General features: G+C 73.7%; 14 protein-coding genes and 3 pseudogenes. 15 read left to right on the top strand and 2 right to left on the bottom strand.

All coding sequences use genetic code 11. The features are described 5' to 3' along the window. Together ACFT55_RS11230 and ACFT55_RS11225 are read right to left on the bottom strand one after the other, a co-directional pair. The coding region (locus ACFT55_RS11230; protein WP_380243911.1) for an ATP-binding protein at positions 1-1,754 on the bottom strand (1,754 nt) is incomplete at its 3' end. Continuing rightward, the gene (locus tag ACFT55_RS11225) at positions 1,751-1,948 is read right to left on the bottom strand and encodes a hypothetical protein (RefSeq protein WP_380243910.1); all 198 of its coding nucleotides are present in this window, start codon (positions 1,946-1,948) and stop codon (positions 1,751-1,753) included. The genes ACFT55_RS11225 and ACFT55_RS11230, both read right to left, overlap by 4 nt. 291 nt (positions 1,949-2,239) lie before the next feature. Between ACFT55_RS11225 and ACFT55_RS11220 the strand changes: the two genes are divergently transcribed. The 15 genes and pseudogenes from ACFT55_RS11220 to ACFT55_RS11150 all read left to right on the top strand — a co-directional run bounded on the left by ACFT55_RS11220 (position 2,240) and on the right by ACFT55_RS11150 (position 17,924). Then, positions 2,240-3,328 carry an HrcA family transcriptional regulator gene (locus tag ACFT55_RS11220; RefSeq protein ID WP_380243909.1) on the top strand — a complete coding sequence of 363 codons (1,089 nt, stop codon included), beginning with the start codon at positions 2,240-2,242 and terminating at the stop codon, positions 3,326-3,328. A 70-nt stretch (positions 3,329-3,398) separates the two neighbouring features. Next, positions 3,399-4,523, top strand: a complete 1,125-nt coding sequence (dnaJ, locus tag ACFT55_RS11215; protein ID WP_380243908.1) for a molecular chaperone DnaJ — start codon at positions 3,399-3,401, stop codon at positions 4,521-4,523. Between the two features lies 1 nt (position 4,524). Next, positions 4,525-5,304 carry a 16S rRNA (uracil(1498)-N(3))-methyltransferase gene (locus tag ACFT55_RS11210; protein ID WP_380243907.1) on the top strand — a complete coding sequence of 260 codons (780 nt, stop codon included), beginning with the start codon at positions 4,525-4,527 and terminating at the stop codon, positions 5,302-5,304. 62 nt (positions 5,305-5,366) lie between these two features. After that, a complete protein-coding gene (locus ACFT55_RS11205; protein WP_380243906.1) occupies positions 5,367-5,717 on the top strand; it encodes an HIT domain-containing protein in 351 nt (116 codons plus the stop codon). Positions 5,718-5,811: 94 nt separating this feature from the next. Beyond that, positions 5,812-6,543: pseudogene (locus ACFT55_RS11200) on the top strand (PhoH family protein); the annotation flags it as partial. Next, positions 6,532-7,353: pseudogene (locus tag ACFT55_RS11195) on the top strand (LAGLIDADG family homing endonuclease); the annotation flags it as partial. The pseudogenes ACFT55_RS11200 and ACFT55_RS11195, both read left to right, overlap by 12 nt. Before the next feature lie 261 nt (positions 7,354-7,614). Continuing rightward, positions 7,615-7,980: pseudogene (locus tag ACFT55_RS11190) on the top strand (PhoH family protein); the annotation flags it as partial. Next, positions 7,977-8,429, top strand: coding sequence for an rRNA maturation RNase YbeY (gene ybeY, locus ACFT55_RS11185; protein ID WP_380243905.1), 453 nt, complete (start codon positions 7,977-7,979; stop codon positions 8,427-8,429). The pseudogene ACFT55_RS11190 and the gene ybeY, both read left to right, overlap by 4 nt. A gap of 17 nt (positions 8,430-8,446) precedes the next feature. Beyond that, complete coding sequence (locus ACFT55_RS11180) at positions 8,447-9,808, top strand: hemolysin family protein (RefSeq protein ID WP_380243904.1); 1,362 nt, start codon at positions 8,447-8,449, stop codon at positions 9,806-9,808. Continuing rightward, positions 9,805-10,776: a GTPase Era gene (era, locus tag ACFT55_RS11175; protein WP_380243903.1), complete on the top strand. Its 972-nt coding sequence runs from the start codon at positions 9,805-9,807 to the stop codon at positions 10,774-10,776. Before ACFT55_RS11180 ends, era begins: the two co-directional genes overlap by 4 nt. A 101-nt stretch (positions 10,777-10,877) precedes the next feature. Further along, complete coding sequence (locus ACFT55_RS11170; protein ID WP_380243902.1) at positions 10,878-12,443, top strand: alpha/beta hydrolase family protein; 1,566 nt, start codon at positions 10,878-10,880, stop codon at positions 12,441-12,443. Positions 12,444-12,571: 128 nt separating this feature from the next. After that, positions 12,572-14,227: a hypothetical protein gene (locus tag ACFT55_RS11165; RefSeq protein ID WP_380243901.1), complete on the top strand. Its 1,656-nt coding sequence runs from the start codon at positions 12,572-12,574 to the stop codon at positions 14,225-14,227. 190 nt (positions 14,228-14,417) lie between these two features. Then, complete coding sequence (gene leuA / locus ACFT55_RS11160) at positions 14,418-16,190, top strand: 2-isopropylmalate synthase (protein WP_380243900.1); 1,773 nt, start codon at positions 14,418-14,420, stop codon at positions 16,188-16,190. Between the two features lie 159 nt (positions 16,191-16,349). Further along, on the top strand, positions 16,350-17,081 hold the full coding sequence (recO, locus tag ACFT55_RS11155) for a DNA repair protein RecO (protein WP_380243899.1): 732 nt from the start codon (positions 16,350-16,352) through the stop codon (positions 17,079-17,081). Between the two features lie 30 nt (positions 17,082-17,111). Beyond that, complete coding sequence (locus ACFT55_RS11150) at positions 17,112-17,924, top strand: isoprenyl transferase (protein WP_380243898.1); 813 nt, start codon at positions 17,112-17,114, stop codon at positions 17,922-17,924. Positions 17,925-17,977 lie beyond the last annotated feature (53 nt).

The following is a 17,977-nucleotide window of genomic DNA, read 5'->3' as shown; positions in this document are numbered from 1 at the left end:
GCCTCGACGTCGCGGTGGTCCATCATCGCGTTGCGCGCCTTGAGCCGCAGGAGCGGCGCCCGGCCTGCATGGTCGTCCGCGGGCAGCAGCGCCAGGGCCTCGTCGAGGAGGTTGTCCGAGGCGGCGTCGCCCGCCTTGCCGAGGATGTGGGCCAGCGTCGAGAGGGCCTGGGCGCGGCCGGCAGGGTCGTCGGCGGGCCACTCGGCGACGGACTCGCGCGCGATCCCGGCAGCGCGGTCCACCTGGGCGGCGTCCTGGAGCGCCACGGCGACGTGACGCAGCAGCGCCGCGTGGTGCAGCCCCGCGACCCGGTCCGCGCCCGGGACCAGGTCCCACAGCTCGAGGGCCCGCTCGCCCGCGGCGACGGCGGTGGAGGTCGCGCCGTCCGACTCGGCGGTCGTGACGACCTCGACGGCGGAGGCCAGGGCCCGGTCGGGCACCCGGGCGCGCCACCAGTGGTCGGCGGCGGACGCCACGTCGCGCAGCGTCCGGCCGCTCTCCTCGATGGCGCGGGCGCAGGCCGCGTGCAGCCGGCGTGCCTCGCCCGGCAGCAGCTCGGCGTCGACGGCCTCCTGCATGAGCGCGTGCCGGAACCGGTAGCCGTCGGGGTTCGCCACGAGCACCTGTGCCTCGACGGCCTCGCGCGCGGCCGCCTCGGCGCGGTCGAGCCCGTCCGTGCCGAGCATGGCGGTGAGCAGGTCGTGGGGGGCGTGCTGGCCGGCGGCGGCGACCGTGCGGCAGAACGTCTGCGCGTCGTCGCTGAGGGTCGAGTAGCGCAGCAGCAGCAGGTCGCGCAGCGACACGGGCATCGCCTCGCCGGCGAACGCGGCGAGCTCCTCCGCGTAGAACGGCACGCCCTCGGAGCGCTCGACGAGCTCACCGAGGACGGTGCCGGGCAGGTCCCGGACGCGTCCTCGGGCCGTGACGTCCGTGACGAGCGTGGTGACGAGGCGGGCGGAGTCCGTCGCGTCCAGGCGGGGCACGTCGACCCGGGTGGCCAGCCGGGAACGCTCCAGCTCGGCCAGCGTGGTGCGCAGGGGGTGGCGCCGCCCGACGTCGTCGCTGCGGTAGGTGGCGACCACCAGCATGGTCGAGCGGGGCGCGGACCGGGCGAGCCGGGCCAGGACCGTGCGGGTCACGTCGTCGGACCAGTGCAGGTCCTCGAGCACGACGACGACCGGCCGCGCGGTGGCGACGGTCGTCATGAGGTCGGCGACCACCTCGGGCAGGCGGCCGTGGTCGACGTCGCGTCGCACGTCCACCAGGCCGGGCGCCAGGGTGCCGAGCGCGTCGGCGGCGGGGCCCGCGGCCTCGAGGGTCGCCTCCGGGCCGAGGGCGTCCAGCACGTCGGCCAGCATCCCCGTGAGCGCCGCGTAGGGGAGAGGACCGGAGCCGGAGTCGGCGCACTGCCCGTGCAGCACGAGCGGGCCGTCGTCCGCGGCGCCCGCGAGCCCGGCGAGGAACTCGCTGACCAGCCGGGTCTTGCCGATGCCGGCCTCGCCGCCGACCACGACCGTGCCGCCGTCGCCGTCGCGGGCTGTGGCGAACGCGTCGTGGAGGGCGGCGAGCTCGGTGTCGCGGCCGATCATGGGCGGCCGTGACGAGTGGGTGGGGTGCGGCCCGAGGGGCGCCCCGGTGGAGGTGGCGGGCACCTCGTCATCGTGCCAGGCGGGCGGTGCTCCTGCCGGGCCCGTGCCGGTGGTCGAGACACCCTGCGTGCCGGCGTCCGCGCCCTGCGGCGCGGCGCCGGTCACAGGGACCAGGGGCGGGCCAGCGTGGCGGGCAGGCCCCACATGCGACGGTCCGCCCGGCGACGCACGGCGGCCAGGTGCCGGCCGCGCCGGTCGCCGCCGGAGGCGGCCTCGTGCCGCTCGACGTCCTGGCGCAGCGTCCGCTCGGTCTCCGCCTCGCGGAGGCGGAACTCGTCGTAGTACAGGAACTCGTTCATCACGGATCTCCTTCGCCGTCCGGTCCTGGTGGACCGGTGACTCCACTCTCGGCTCCTGAGGTACGGCGGCGGATCGGTCAGGTGCCGCATCTTCGCGGACGGGGGTACCTCAGTCGCCTCCGGGGGTACCTCAGACGGGGCACCGTGACGTGTCGGCCGGGCGTCCGACGGACAGCCCGGGAGCCCGCGTAGGATGGCACTCGGGATACGAGAGTGCTAAGGGCGAGAGTCCTGGGTGTGCGACCGCTGCGCACGAGCACCCCGCACGAGCACGTCGCACGAGGGAGGACCGTGAGCGAGGACCGTCGGCTGGCCGTGCTGCGCGCGATCGTGGAGGACTACGTCCACACGCGTGAGCCGGTGGGGTCGCGCATGCTCACCGAGCGGCACGGCCTGGGCGTCTCGCCCGCCACGATCCGCAACGACATGGCCGCGCTCGAGGAGGCCGGGTACATCGCCCAGCCGCACACCTCGGCCGGCCGGATCCCGACGGACAAGGGGTACCGCCTCTTCGTCGACCGGCTCGCCGAGGTCCGCCCCCTGACCAGCCCGCAGCGCCGGGCGATCGAGGCGTTCCTGTCCGAGGCGATCGACATGGACGACGTGCTCGGGCGGGCGGGGCGGCTCATCGCCCAGCTCACCGGGCAGGTCGCCGTGGTCCAGTACCCGTCCCTGCGACTGTCGGGGCTGCGCCACCTGGAGCTCGTCCCCGTCGGGGGAGCGCGGCTCCTGGTCGTCGTGATCAGCGACACCGGGCGCGTGGAGCAGCGGTTCCTCGACGTCGGCTCCGCACCCGGCTCCGAGCCTGCCGTCGTCGCGGGGGACTCGCCCGCCGGCCCGGCCCCGCACCCGGGTGCCCTCGACGAGGGCACGCTCGGCGAGCTGCGCGGTCGCCTCAACGCGGCGGCCGCCGGCAAGCGGCTCTCGGAGCTCCCCGACGCGTTCGCGCGCGTCGTGGGTGGGCTGGACGCCGAGCTGGCGCCGCTGGCCCGGGGCATCGCCGAGCTCGTGGTCGACACCCTCGGGGCGCAGCGCGAGGAGCGCATCGTCCTGGCCGGCACCGCGAACCTCGCCCGGGCCGAGATGCGGTTCGAGCAGGGCCTGAGCCCGGTCCTCGAGGCGCTCGAGGAGCAGGTCGTGCTCCTCGGCCTCCTCACCGAGCTGGCCACCGAGCCCGGCACCGGGGTGGGGATCCGGATCGGCCACGAGAACCGCCTCGACGGGCTCACCGAGACGTCCGTCGTCGCCTCCGGATACGGGAGCGACGGCGACACCGTGGCCATCCTCGGGTCCATCGGCCCCACCCGGATGGACTACCCGGGCACGATCGCCTCGGTGCGCGCCGTCGCCCGCTACCTGTCCCGGGTGCTGCCCAGCTGAGGCCGCCCCGCGAAACCTGACCCGACGACCTGACCGTGCACGTCACCGACACGTCACCGAAGAGAGACCTGTGACCGACTACTACGAGATCCTGGGCGTCCCCCGCGACGCCACGGCCGAGCAGATCAAGAAGGCGTACCGCAAGCTCGCCCGCGAGCTGCACCCCGACGTCGCCGGCGAGGCCGGCGAGGATCGTTTCAAGGACGTCGCCCGCGCCTACGAGGTGCTGTCCAACCCGGACAAGCGCCAGCAGTACGACATGGGGGTGGACCCGAGCTCGCCCTCCGGCGGCGCCGGTGCCGGGTTCGGCAACGGGTTCGGCTTCCAGGACATCTTCGAGACGTTCTTCGGCGGCGGCGGAGCGCCCGCAGGGCCCGTGCCGCGCGCCCGCCGCGGGCAGGACGCCCTCGTGCGCATGGACATCGACCTCGCCGAGGCGGCGTTCGGTGCCAAGCGTGAGCTGCAGGTCGACACCGCCGTGGTGTGCGGCACGTGCGGCGGCAACGGCTGCCGGCCGGGCACCGACCTCAAGACGTGCGAGGTCTGCCACGGCCGGGGCAACGTGCAGCGCGTGGCGCGCTCCTTCCTCGGCCAGGTCATGACGACCGCGCCGTGCGCCGCCTGCCAGGGCTTCGGCACGGTCATCCCCGAGCCGTGCGCCGACTGCTCCGGCGAGGGGCGCGTCCGCTCCCGCCGGACCCTGACGGTCAACGTCCCCGCCGGCGTCGACACGGGCACCCGCATCAAGCTCACCTCGCAGGGCGAGGTCGGCCCCGGCGGCGGCCCGGCCGGCGACCTGTACGTCGAGATCCGCGAGAAGCCGCACGACACCTTCGTGCGCCGTGGCGACGACCTGCACTGCACGCTCCAGGTGCCGATGACGGCGGCCGCGCTCGGCACCGTCCTGGACCTCGAGACGCTCGACGGCGAGCAGGAGATCGACCTGCGCCCGGGCACCCAGCCGGGGCAAGTCGTGACCCTCAAGGGCCTCGGCGTGGGGCACCTGCACGCCGGCGGGCGGGGCGACCTCAACGTGCACGTCGACGTCCAGGTGCCTACCGGCCTGGACGAGGAGCAGACCGAGCTGCTGCGTTCCCTGGCCACGCTGCGCGGGGAGGAGCGCCCCGAGCCGCGGCTGACCGCGGCGCACCCGGGCGTCTTCTCGCGCCTGCGTGACAAGCTGAGCGGCCGCTGAGGTGAGCGCGCCCGTCTTCCTCGCCGACGGCGGCACGCTCGGCGCGCTGGCCGTGGGCGACGTCTACGTGCTCGACGGGGCGGAGGGGCGGCACGCGGGCGTCGTGCAGCGCCGCGGCCCGGGCGAGCGGCTGGACGTCGTCGACGGTGCGGGGACGCGGCTGCGCTGCGTCGTCGACGCGGTCGAGGGCGGGGAGGTGCGCCTGCGCGTCGCCGAGGTGGTCGCCGAGCCTGCGCCGGACGTCGTGCTGACGCTGGTGCAGGCGCTCGCCAAGGGCGACCGGGACGAGCTGGCCGTGGAGGCCGCCGTCGAGGTCGGCGTCGACGCCGTGGTGCCGTGGCAGGCCGACCGGTCCGTCGTCGTGTGGCGCGGGGCGCGGGCGGCGAAGTCGCACGCCAAGTGGGTGGCCACGGTGCGTTCCGCCGTGAAGCAGGCGCGGCGCGCGTGCCTGCCGCCCGTCGACGAGCCGCTGACGACGCGCCTGCTCGTCGCCCGGGCGCGCGAGGTGGTCGAGGCCGGCGGCGCCGTCGTCGTGCTGCACGAGGACGCGACGACACCGCTCGCGCGGGTCGAGCTGCCCGCAGCGCCGCAGCCCGGCGCGGGCGCGCCGGCGCTGCTGGTCGTCGTCGGGCCGGAGGGCGGGATCGCGGACGCGGAGCTGGAGGCCCTCGTCGAGGCGGGTGCCGTGGCGGCGCGGCTCGGGCCGCACGTGCTGCGGACCTCCACCGCCGGGCCGGTGGCCGTCGCCCTGCTGAGCGAGCGTCTCGGCCGCTGGGCCTGACGCCGCCGGGCCGCCGGCCCGGGCCGCGCGGGGACACGCCCCGGCGCGGTAACGTCCGAGGCATGACGAGCGCCTCGACCGACTGCCTGTTCTGCAAGATCGTCGCCGGCGACGTACCCGCCGACGTGGTCGCCGACTCGGACCGCGTGATCGCCTTCCGCGACATCGACCCGAAGGCGCCCGTGCACGTGCTCGTCGTGCCGAAGGAGCACCACGGCGACGTCGCGACGCTCGCCGCCGCGGACCCGGCGCTGCTGGCCGACGTGGTCGCGCTGGCCGACCGGGTGGCGGGCGAGCTCGCCGACGGCCAGTACCGGTTCGTCTTCAACTCCGGCCCCCGTGCCGGGCAGAGCGTCTTCCACGTGCACGGCCACGTGCTGGCCGGTGCCCAGCTCGGGTGGACCCCCGCCTGAGGCAAAGCGCGTGCCGGGGTGGGCGCCCGCTCGATAGACTCGTGACGCCCACGATCTCCGTCTCGCGAAGGAGGGCCCCGGCTCAGCCGGACCCATGACATCGACACCCCACGCCGACTCCGGCAGCCGCGGCGCGTCGGCCGCGCACGCCGAGCGCTCCACCGAGCACCGCATCGTGGTGCCCCCGCACGTGCCGATGGTCGCGCTGCTCGGCAGCAGGGACTCCGTGCTGCGGGCCGTCGAGGACGGTTTCCCGGGCGTCGACGTGCACGCGCGCGGCAACGAGATCGTGGTGAGCGGACCCGCCGGCGACGTCGCCCTGGTCTCCCGCCTGCTCGACGAGCTGGTCGAGGTGGTCGAGTCCGGGACGCCGCTCACGCCCGACGTCGTCGCCCGGTCGGTCCAGATGCTCACCGCGGCCGCCGCCCAGCGGCCCGCCGAGGTGCTCACCTTCAACATCCTGTCGAGCCGCGGGCGCACCATCCGCCCCAAGACCGTGGGGCAGAAGCGCTACGTCGAGGCGATCGACGCGAACACCATCACGTTCGGCATCGGCCCCGCCGGCACCGGCAAGACGTACCTGGCGATGGCCAAGGCCGTGCAGGCGCTGCAGGCCAAGCGCGTGAACCGGATCGTGCTCACCCGCCCGGCCGTCGAGGCGGGGGAGAAGCTGGGTTACCTGCCCGGTTCCCTGAGCGACAAGATCGACCCGTACCTGCGGCCGCTGTACGACGCGCTGCACGACATGATGGACCCCGACGCGATCCCGCGGCTCATCGAGGCGGGCACGATCGAGGTGGCACCGCTCGCCTACATGCGGGGCCGCGCGCAGCCCTACGACGCGAAGGTCCTCACACCGACGGGCTTCCGCGAGATGGGCAGCCTCCGGGTCGGCGACCTGGTCATCGGCTCCGACGGGCGCCCGACGCCGGTCATCGGCATCTATCCGCAGGGCGTGAAGCAGGTGTACCGGGTGACCGCGTCCGACGCGTCGTCGACGGTGTGCTGCGGCGAACACCTGTGGACCGTGCGAACCGCCTCGGACAAGCGTCGAGGCACGTCTCGAACCGTCGAGACCCGGGAGATGATCGGTCAGGAGTGGAACGGCCACACCCGACGGTTCGAGCTGCCGATGGTGGACCCGGTGGAGCTCGAGCCCCGGGGCGTGCCGATGGACCCCTACGCGCTCGGCCTGATGCTGGGCGACGGATGTAGCTCTTCGCACGCGACGCCTTCGTTCGCGACGGCGGACCCGGAGCTCGCCGAGGCGCTCGAAGCTGCCTTGCCAGGGATCGAGCTGGTCGACAGGGGCGGCTACAACTACGTCCTCCGGAACGTCGACGGTCATCGAGGCGGGGTCATCGTCACGCACCCGGTCAAGGCTGCGCTGCGCGAGCTCGGGCTGGACGGCAAGAAGTCTCGGACCAAGTTCGTGCCGGAGATCTACCTGAACAACAGCCGGACGGTGCGGCTCGCGGTGCTCCAGGGCCTCCTGGACACCGACGGCGGTCCCGTGACGCAGGCTGGGCGTACCTGCAGGGTGCAGTACACGACGACCTCCCCCCAGCTCTACAAGGACGTCGTGCGGCTCGTCCGGTCACTCGGTGGTACCGCCACGACACGCGTGCGAGAGGCAGAGGGGCGCAAGCCCGGACTCGTCGACGGACGTCCGGTCCCCTACCGGTCGGACGCCTTCGTCGTCGAGGTCCGGCTCCCCGAGGGCGTGCCGCCGTTCCGCCTCACCCGGAAGGTGCAGAAGTACCGGGAGCTCGGCGGCGGTCGGCCGATGCGGTTCGTCGACTCGATCCTCCCCGCAGGGGAGAGGGAGACGATGTGCATCCAGGTCGCGGCGGCGGACTCGCTGTACGTGACCGACGACTTCCTCGTCACCCACAACACGCTCAACGACGCGTTCATCATTCTCGACGAGGCGCAGAACACCTCCGGTGAGCAGATGAAGATGTTCCTCACCCGCCTGGGCTTCGGCTCGACGATGGTCATCACGGGCGACGCGACGCAGGTGGACCTGCCCGGCGGCACGGCGTCGGGTCTCCGGGTGGTCGAGGACATTCTCACTGGTGTCGACGACGTCGAGTTCTGCAGGCTGACCTCGGCGGACGTCGTGCGGCACCGGCTCGTCGGCGACATCATCGACGCGTATGCGCGGTGGGACGTGGCGACGGCGCGTCCCGACCAGGCAGGACCGGCACGACAAGGACGACAGGGCCGCGGCCCGCACGAACGAGGGACACGCAAGCCATGAGCATCGAGGTCGCCAACGAGTCCGGCGTGGAGGTCGACGAGGCCGAGTTCGCGGCACTGGGCCGGTTCGTCCTGGACAGCCTGCACGTGCACCCGCGCAGCGAGCTGTCGATCATGTTCGTCGACACGGCGGTGATGACGGAGCTGCACGTGCAGTGGATGGACGAGCCCGGTCCCACGGACGTGCTCTCCTTCCCGATGGACGAGCTGCGCCCCGGCCGGGAGGGCGAGGAGACGCCGCCCGGCACGCTCGGCGACGTCGTGCTGTGCCCCGAGGTGGCGGCCCAGCAGGCCACGGTCGCGGGCCACTCGACGGCGGAGGAGCTGCTCCTGCTGACCACGCACGGCATCCTGCACCTGCTCGGCTACGACCACGCCGAGCCGGACGAGGAGAAGGAGATGTTCGCGCTCCAGCGCCGCCTCCTGCTCACGTTCCTCGCCGGCCGGTGACGGCGGCGGTGGCCTGAATGGACGGACCCGAGCTGCTGCTGGCCCTGGTCGCGCTGGTCGCGCTCTCCCTCGCGGGGATGCTGTCGGCCGGCGAGGCGGCGGTCCTGCGGATCACGCGTACCTCGGTGGCGGACGCGGTCGTCGAGGCCGAGACGTCCGAGGAGCTGACCTCCGCCGCACGCCGCACCCGCCTCACGCGCCTGCGTGCCGTGCAGGGGCTGGTCGTCGACCCGCCCGCGGCGGTGGCGGCGTTCGCCCTGGTGCGCGTCTTCGCCGAGACGATCGCGCTCGCGGCGGCCACGCTGATGATCGCGGACTGGTTCGACTCCTGGTGGCAGGTGCTGCTCGTCGCGGCCGTCGTCGGGCTCGCGGCGGGCGTCGTCTTCGTCCGCCTGAGCCCGCGCGCGCTGGGGCTGCGCCGCCCGCTGGCGGTGCTCCTGGCGCTGGCGGGCCCGCTGTCGGCGGTGCACCGCGGCGCGGCCTGGCTCACCGACCGCACCGACCGGGCCGCGCGCGGCACGGAGCGGGACGGCGAGCACGACCCCGGCGAGGACGCGCTGCGCGAGGTCGCCGAGCGCGTGCGTGACAACGAGGCGATCGAGGACGCCGAGCGCGAGCTGATCCGGTCGGTCGTGGAGCTCGGCGGCACCCTCACCCGCGAGGTGATGGTGCCGCGCACCGACATGGTGACCGTCGCCGCCGACACCCCGCTGCGCAAGGTCATGCGGCTCTTCCTGCGCTCCGGCTACTCGCGCGTCCCCGTCGTCGGCGACGAGGTCGACGACCTCGTCGGCGTCGTCTACCTCAAGGACGTCGCACGGGTGCTCGAGAACGAGCCCGGCGCCGCAGGTCTCCCCGTGGTCGACGTGGCCCGCGAGGCGGTCTTCGTGCCGGAGTCGAAGCCGGCGGACGAGCTGTTGCGGGAGATGCAGGCCTCGCGCTCCCACATCGCCGTCGTCGTCGACGAGTACGGTGGCATCGCCGGGCTCGTCACGGTCGAGGACGTCATCGAGGAGCTCGTCGGTGAGCTCACCGACGAGCACGACACCGCCCGCGTGCTCGAGCCCGAGGACCTGGGGGACGGCACGTTCCTGGTCTCCGCGCGGATGCCGGTCGACGAGCTCGGCGAGCTGTTCGACCTGCGGCTCGACGACGACGACGTGGACACGGCCGGCGGCCTGCTGGCCAAGGCGCTCGGCAAGGTGCCGCTGACCGGCGCCACCGCCGACGTCGGCGGCCTGCACCTCGTCGCGGACCGCGTCGACGGCCGACGCAAGCAGCTCGCCACGCTGCGCGTGCAGCGCGCGGCACCCACGGACGACGACACAGCAGCGGGCGACAGGGTCGCACCGCCGGACCAGAAGGAAGCACACGCATGACCACCGACCTCTCGCGCCACCCCGACGACGCACCCCACCGCTCCGGCTTCGCCTGCCTCGTGGGGCGACCCAACGTCGGCAAGTCGACCCTCACCAACGCCCTGGTGGGGGAGAAGGTCGCGATCATGTCCGCCCGGCCGCAGACCACCCGCCACACCATCCGCGGCATCGTGCACCGTGACGACGCCCAGCTGGTGCTGGTCGACACCCCGGGGCTGCACCGGCCCCGCACCCTCCTGGGCGAGCGGCTGAACGCGCTGGTCCAGGACACCCTCGGCGAGGTCGACGTCATCGCGTTCTGCCTGCCCGCCGACCAGCGGATCGGCCCGGGCGACCGGTACATCGCCTCGCAGCTCGCGCCGCTCATGGAAGGTCGGCGCGCCGTGCCGGTCGTCGCCGTCGTGACCAAGTCCGACCTCGTCGACCGCGCGCGGCTGGTCGAGCACCTGATGGCCGTCGACGAGCTCGCGCGGTCGCTGGACCGCGACTGGTCGGCCATCGTGCCCGTCTCGGCGCGGGACGGCTACCAGGTGGACGAGCTGACCGACGTCCTGGTCGCGCACCTCCCGGAGGGTCCCGAGCTCTACCCGGGCGGCGAGCTCACCGACGAGCCCGAGCAGGTCATGGTCGCCGAGCTGGTCCGGGAGGCCGCCCTGGAGGGCGTGCGCGACGAGCTGCCGCACTCCCTGGCCGTGGTGGTGGACGAGATCCTGGAGCGTGAGGGCACCGGCGACGCGGCGAAGGGGCGCCCGCCGCTGCTCGACGTGCGCGTGAACCTGTTCGTGGAGCGCGAGAGCCAGAAGGCGATCGTCATCGGCAAGGGCGGGTCCCGGCTGCGTGAGGTCGGCACGACCGCCCGCAAGGGGATCGAGAAGCTGCTCGGCACCCGCGTGTACCTCGACCTGCACGTCAAGGTGGCCAAGGACTGGCAGCGGGACCCCAAGCAGCTCCAGCGGCTCGGCTTCTGACGGCCTCCCCGTCGCCGGGTCCGCGATCCGGGGGACGTCCCCCGAGGTGGCGGGGGGATTCCGGGGCGGTTCGCGCCGGTGGCGCCGAGTAGCATCGCTGCGTGGTGTTCCGGACTATAGCGACGACGGCGGCGATCCTGGTGGGCCTGGCACTGACCGGGGCGGTGGCCGGACCGCAGTGGGACCCGGTGCCCGTCACCGACCACCTGGCGCCGGCGACCGAGGACACCGCGATCGGCGGCGTCGCGGCGGACGCCGACCTGGGCGAGGTCGGCGAGTTCGACGTCCGCGAGACCACCGTGACGATCCCGCTGGACGGCGTCGTCGTGCACGGCCTGCTGCGGCAGCCCCTGGACCAGGACGGCGCGGTGCTGACGGACCGACCGGGCGTCGTGTACGTGCACGGCGCCGGTACGGGCAAGTCCACCGAGGCGTTCACGGAGTCCGCCACCGCCCTCGCGAGCGCGGGCGTCGTCACCCTCGTGCCGGACAAGCGGCTCGACACCTACACCACGCGCGACCGGGACTACGTCGCGATGGCCGGAGACTACGAGCGCTCCGTGGAGCTGCTCCGCAAGGTCGACGGGGTCGACCCGGACCGCGTCGGCGTCTACGGCGAGTCCGAGGGCACCTGGATCGTGCCGGTGATGCAGGCGAAGGACCCGACGATCGCGTTCACCGTCCTCGTCTCGGCGCCCGTCGTGCCGCCGCGCGAGCAGGCCGCGTTCGCCGTCGACAACTACCTGCGCAACACCGGCGTGCCCGACCAGGTGTTCCGCGCCATCCCGCGGGCCGTGGGCATGCAGCTGCCTGGTGGCGGGTTCGACTACGTCGACTTCGACGTGCGGCCCTGGCTCGAGCAGCAGACGGCGCCCGTGCTCGTCGTCTACGGGACGGCGGACCCGTCGATGCCGATCGAGCAGGGCGCGCGGCAGGTCATCGCCGACACCTCGGTGAACGGCGACGACGCCCCCGTCACGGTCCGGTACTACGCCGGGGCGAACCACGGCATCAACGTGCCGCGCGACGGCGGGATGCACCTGCACCCCGACTTCGCGCGCGACGTGTCCACCTGGATCCAGGGGATGCCGGGCACGGCCGCCGCCGACCCGCGGATCGCCGGCGACACCCCCAACCAGCTGTACCTGGCCTCGGCCGTGCCGCAGCCGCGGTGGTGGGGGAACGGCGACATCGTCGTCGGCGGGGTGATCGCCGGCGCCGCCCTGCTCCTCCTCGGCCCGCTCGTGTGGGGCGTGCACGCGCTCGTGCGCCGGGTCGTGCTGCGTCGGTCGACCACCTCGGCGCCCCGGCTCGCGCGCGGCATGCGCTCGTCGCTGCTGGGCCTCGGGCTGGGCACGGTCGCGACGACGGCCGCCCTCGTCGTCTACCTCCTCGCCGTCGCGCGGCTGGCGCTGGACTACCAGCGGGACGACCTCGTCGTGCAGGGCGGCTGGATCGCCGTGCGGCTGCTCGGCGTCGCGACGGCGGTCGCCGGGGCGCTGGTGATCCGGCGGGTGTCGGACGCGCGCGCGGAGCGCCGGGCCGGGGCCGACGTCGCGGTGGCCCGCGGCTGGCCTGCCGTGCTCACCTTCTGGTGCACCCTGGCGGGCTCGCTCTTCCTGCTGTGCACGCTGGCCTACTGGGGCGTGTACCAGCTGGGGATCTGAGCACCCGGGCGGGTGGTGTGACCAACCCGCCCGCGCGGGACACGACGCGGGGCCGCCTTGTCGGGTAGAAACAGAGCGGGGGCGTGCCGACGCCTCCGACCGCCCAGGAGCACCATGGAGACGCCCGCATGACCGAACCCCACACCATCGACGCACCCGAGCAGGAGCGCTCGCCGTTCGGCGGGGTGCCGGTCCGTGAGCTCGTGCGCGACGTCGTGGCGGCGTGCGCGCTCCTCGTGGCGCTGCCGCTGCCGTGGGACCACGCGCACCGGGGCAGCGACCGTCTGGAGATCGTGCTCGTCACGGTCCTCGCCCTGCTCGCCGTCGCCGCGCCGTACCTGCGCCGCGGCGGCATCGGTCCGGCGTCGTGGGACGTGCTGACCGCGCGCCGCACGGTGGCACTGGCCTGCATCCCCTACGCGCTCGTCGCCGTGGTGTACCTCGTGCTGGACGCGACGGGCCCCACCGACGCCGCCGGCGGGGTGGGGGCGGGCCTCGCCGTCGGCCTGGCCGGTGCCGCGCTCGCGGCTGCGACCCGCTGGAAGCACCTGCCCGCCGCCGTCGCCCTCGTCGTCGCGCTCGGCACCCTCGCGACGCCCGTGGCGTCCCTCGTGCAGGGCGCCGACTGGACCACCACCGTCATCGGCACCCTCAACGCCCTGGTGGTGCTCGGCGTCCTGTGGTTCACCATCGGCACCTACCTGCGCTCCGGGGACCTCTCCGCCGGATACGTACTGCTCGCGCTGGGCGGGGCCGTGGCGCTCGAGCTCGTCCTGTTCGCCGGTGGCAACCTGCGGCCCTGGTTCGAGAGCGTGCACGAGCAGCGGCTGGGGCTGCTCCTGCTGCCCGTGGTCGCCGCCGTCACCGCGCGCCGGATCGTCGACGACGCCGCCCGTACCGCCGACGACCCCGACGCCGTGCGGGCCGAGCGCTGGATCGCCGTGGCGGTCCGGGCCCTCGGGCTGGTGGCGCTCGTCGCGGCGTTCGTGGCCCTGGTCGCACTGGTCCGGATCATCAGCACGGGCGTCGAGGTGGCGTTCGTGCTCCGCCTCATCGTCGGTGTGCTGATGGTCGTCGTCGCGTTCATGGCGCGGCGCTCGCTGGCGCACGACCCGCGCACCGGGCACGTCACCGCCGTGGGCGCGGCGTGCGTGCTCGCCGTGCTCGGCCTGGTGATCGTCGTCGCCCGTGCGGGGCTGGGCACGCAGTCGAACGTGGAGGAGCTGCTCGTCGCGTTCGGCCTGCCCGGCGTGGTGCTGGCCGTGCTGCTCGTGCCGTCGTCGGTCCGTGAGCTCGTCGCGTCGGAGCCCGAGCCGGAGCCCGAGCCGGAGCCTCAGCCCGAGCCCGAGCCCGAGCCGGAGCCCGCAGCGCGGGCCGAGGCGCGGCCGACGACCGGCAGCGGTCAGACGGTGCGGACGCAGAGCGCCCCGGTCGCCGCCGTCTCGGCAACGACCGCCGCCGCGCCCGTCGCGGCCGGGACGCGGCCGGTCGCCCGTCCGATGGACGCGACGCAGCAGATGGAGCCGGTGCGCGGGCACCAGCCGGTCGACTCGACCCAGGTGCTCCCTCCTGTGCCGGCGGCGGTCGCCCAGGCGCCGGGATGGAGCGCCGCCCAGGCGATGGACCCGGCCACCCCGCTCGCCGACCTGGCGCGGATCGCCGCCGAGGCGCCGTACCTGCGGTCGTACGTCGCGGGCAACCCGTCCACCTACCCGGCCCTGCTGGACTGGCTCGGCGCGCTGGGGGACCCCGCCGTCGACGCCGCCCTGCGGGCACGGCGCTGACCGGCCGTGACGAAGGTGTACCGTGGCAGCGTGCATCGCACGGTGAGCCTCCTCCTTCGGTGCCGCGGCGGGGCCCTCTAAGGCCGGACCCCCCGTCGCGGAGGTTGTGGCGTGCCGGCCGACTGGTCATGACCGTCGGACCCGAACCCGGGACGGCGGCCACCGAGCCCCCACCGAAGGACGCGACACCATGCAGAACTCCCACCCCCAGGGCATCGCCGGCGCCAACCCTCAGCGCCCGTCCGGGATGCCGTACACCCGCTACGTCCCGTTCCACGAGCAGATCCAGGTGGACCTGCCGGACCGCACGTGGCCCGACCAGCGGATCACGAAGGCGCCCCGCTGGTGCGCCGTCGACCTCCGCGACGGCAACCAGGCCCTGATCGAGCCGATGGACGCCGAGCGCAAGCTGCGGATGTTCGACCTCCTGGTGCAGATGGGCTACAAGGAGATCGAGGTCGGCTTCCCGTCCGCGTCGCAGACGGACTTCGACTTCGTGCGGCAGCTCATCGACACGGGCCGCATCCCCGACGACGTCGTCATCCAGGTGCTCACCCAGTGCCGCGACCACCTGATCGAGCGCACCTACGACGCGATCCGGGGCGCGAAGCAGGCGATCGTGCACATCTACAACTCGACGTCGATCCTGCAGCGCGAGGTCGTCTTCCGCAGCGACATGGACGGCATCGTCGACATCGCGCTGCAGGGCGCGCGCCTGTGCCGCAAGCTCGAGGAGACGATCCCCGAGACGACGGTGTACTACGAGTACTCGCCCGAGTCGTACACCGGCACGGAGCTCGAGTTCGCGGCTCGCATCTGCAACGAGGTGCTGGAGGTGCTGGAGCCCACGGCCGAGCGGCCGGTGATCATCAACCTGCCGGCGACCGTCGAGATGGCCACGCCGAACGTGTACGCCGACTCCATCGAGTGGATGAACCGGAACCTGGCCTTCCGTGAGCACGTCGTGCTGTCCCTGCACCCCCACAACGACCGCGGCACGGCTGTCGCCGCTGCCGAGCTGGGCTACCAGGCCGGCGCCGACCGCATCGAGGGCTGCCTCTTCGGCAACGGGGAGCGCACGGGCAACGTCGACCTGGTCACCCTGGGCATGAACCTGTTCGGGCAGGGCATCGACCCGCAGATCGACTTCTCCGACATCGACGGCATCCGCCGCACGGTGGAGCACTGCAACCAGATCCCCGTGCACGAGCGGCACCCGTACGTCGGCGACCTGGTCTTCACGGCGTTCTCCGGCTCGCACCAGGACGCGATCAAGAAGGGCTTCGAGCACATGTCGGCCCGCGCCGAGGCGGAGGGCAGGTCCGTGGACTCCCTCACCTGGGGCGTGCCGTACCTGCCGATCGACCCGAAGGACGTGGGCCGGTCGTACGAGGCCGTGATCCGCGTGAACTCGCAGTCGGGCAAGGGCGGCGTCGCGTACCTGCTGTCCACCGAGCACTCGCTGGACCTGCCCCGCCGGCTGCAGATCGAGTTCTCGGGCGTGGTGCAGCACTTCACCGACGCCGAGGGCAGCGAGGTCACGGGCTCCGACATCTGGCGGATGTTCAGCGACGAGTACCTGCCCGTCGAGGAGCACGACGCGCGCGGCCTCGAGCCGTGGGGTCGCCTGCGGCTGCGCCAGACGCGGACCACGGCCGCCGAGGGCGGGGCCACGGCCCTGGCCGTCGACGTCGTCGACCACGGCGAGGACGTGACGCTCGAGGGCACCGGCAACGGGCCGCTCGCCGCGTTCGTCGACGCGATCTCGAAGGTCGGCGTGGACGTTCGCGTGCTGGACTACGCCGAGCACGCCCTGTCCGAGGGCGGTGACGCCACGGCTGCGGCGTACGTCGAGTGCCAGGTCGGCGACGACGTGCTGTGGGGCGTCGGCATCGACCCGTCGATCACGACCGCGTCGCTGAAGGCCGTCGTGTCGGCCGTGAACCGCGCCGCCCGCGGCTGACCGCGGCTGACCGCCCGAACACCTGTCAGAGCCACGTCACGCCATGGTGTGACGTGGCTCTGACACGTGTGGGGCCTGCACAGCTGTCAGAGCCAGGTGCGGGCATACCCACACGTGGCTCTGACAACTTTCGTGGGTGGGGCCTGGGACAATGGGACCGTGCCCCTGTACCGAGACGACGCGATCGTGCTGCGCACCCACAAGCTGGGTGAGGCGGACCGCATCGTGACGTTCCTGACGCGCGAGCACGGCAAGGTGCGCGCGGTGGGACGGGGCGTCCGACGCACGTCGTCGCGCTTCGGCGCCCGGCTCGAGCCATTCATGGTGGTGGACGTGCAGCTGCACACGGGGCGCAACCTCGACACGGTGACGCAGGCCGAGACGGTGGGTCCGTACGCGCGCGCCATCTGCGAGGACTACGCGCTGTACACCTCGGGCGCCGCGATGCTCGAGGCCGCCGACCGCCTCGTCGCGGCCGAGCACGAGCCGGCGGTGCAGCAGTACTGGCTGCTCGCGGGAGCGTTGCGGGCGCTGTCGGAGCGCACGCACGCACCGGGCCTCGTGCTCGACTCGTACCTGCTGCGCGGCCTCGCCGTCGCCGGGTGGGCGCCGTCCTTCACGGACTGCGCCCGGTGCGGCGAGCCCGGCCCGCACCACGCGTTCTCCGTCGGGCAGGGCGGCGCGGTGTGCTCCCGCTGCCGCCCGCCGGGCTCGACCGCGCCGGCGCCGGAGACCTTCGCGCTGCTGGGCGCGCTGCTCGGCGGCGACTGGACGACGGCGGACGCGGCGGAACCGCGGCACCGCACCGAGGCGTCCGGCCTGGTCGCGGCGTACTCGCAGTACTACCTGGAGCGCACGCTGCGCTCGTTGCGCATGATCGAGCGCGCGTGACCGAGCGCGCCTGACGGAGAGAGAGGCCTGATGCCCCGCAACGCCCGCGAGTACGCGGAGCCGTACCCGCACCCGTCCGGAGCGACGCCGCCCGCGATCCCGGCACAGTTCGTGCCGAACCACGTGGCGATCGTCATGGACGGCAACGGCCGGTGGGCCAACGCCCGTGGCCTGCCGCGGATCGAGGGGCACAAGCAGGGCGAGAAGTCGCTGCTCGACGTCGTCGCCGGAGCGGTGCAGATCGGCGTCAAGCACGTGTCGGCCTACGCGTTCAGCACGGAGAACTGGAAGCGGTCGCCCGACGAGGTGAAGTTCCTCATGAACTTCAACCGCGACGTCATCCGCCGCCGCCGTGACGAGATGTCCTCGTGGGGCGTGCGCATCCGCTGGGCCGGGCGCCGGCCCCGGCTGTGGGGGTCGGTGATCAAGGAGCTGCAGGTCGCCGAGGAGATGACCCGCGAGAACGACCGCTGCACCCTGACCATGTGCGTGAACTACGGCGGGCGGGCGGAGATCGCGGACGCCGCGGCAGCCATCGCCCGCGAGGTCGCCGCGGGCCGGCTCAACCCGGCCCGGGTCACCGAGAAGACCGTCCAGAAGTACCTCGACGAGCCGGACCTGCCGGACGTCGACCTGTTCCTGCGCTCGTCGGGGGAGCAGCGCACGTCCAACTTCATGATCTGGCAGGCCGCGTACGCGGAGATGGTGTTCCTGCCGGAGCCGTGGCCCGACGTCGACCGCCGGCACCTGTGGCGCGCCGTCGAGGAGTTCGCGCGCCGCGACCGCCGCTACGGCGGGGCGGTGGACCAGGCGACGTCGTCCGCGGGGCCCGCTGCCCCGTGACGGCAACGTGCGTGCTGACCTGATCCTCAAGACGGCCTGATGAGGATCAGGTC

The sequence above is a fragment of the Isoptericola sp. NPDC057191 genome, from assembly GCF_042670225.1.
In the GTDB taxonomy this organism is placed as follows: Bacteria; Actinomycetota; Actinomycetes; order Actinomycetales; family Cellulomonadaceae; genus Isoptericola.
This window is presented reverse-complemented; position numbering and strand designations above follow the sequence as displayed.

Excerpts from the sequence above, each read along its gene's own strand:
- ACFT55_RS11225 (WP_380243910.1), bottom strand. The coding sequence starts at position 1,948 with ATGAACGAGTTCCTGTACTACGACGAGTTCCGCCTCCGCGAGGCGGAG.
- ACFT55_RS11205 (WP_380243906.1), top strand. The coding sequence starts at position 5,367 with ATGACGAGCGCCTCGACCGACTGCCTGTTCTGCAAGATCGTCGCCGGC.
- ybeY (WP_380243905.1), top strand. The coding sequence starts at position 7,977 with ATGAGCATCGAGGTCGCCAACGAGTCCGGCGTGGAGGTCGACGAGGCC.
- ACFT55_RS11180 (WP_380243904.1), top strand. The coding sequence starts at position 8,447 with ATGGACGGACCCGAGCTGCTGCTGGCCCTGGTCGCGCTGGTCGCGCTC.
- era (WP_380243903.1), top strand. The coding sequence starts at position 9,805 with ATGACCACCGACCTCTCGCGCCACCCCGACGACGCACCCCACCGCTCC.
- ACFT55_RS11165 (WP_380243901.1), top strand. The coding sequence starts at position 12,572 with ATGACCGAACCCCACACCATCGACGCACCCGAGCAGGAGCGCTCGCCG.
- leuA (WP_380243900.1), top strand. The coding sequence starts at position 14,418 with ATGCAGAACTCCCACCCCCAGGGCATCGCCGGCGCCAACCCTCAGCGC.
- ACFT55_RS11150 (WP_380243898.1), top strand. The coding sequence starts at position 17,112 with ATGCCCCGCAACGCCCGCGAGTACGCGGAGCCGTACCCGCACCCGTCC.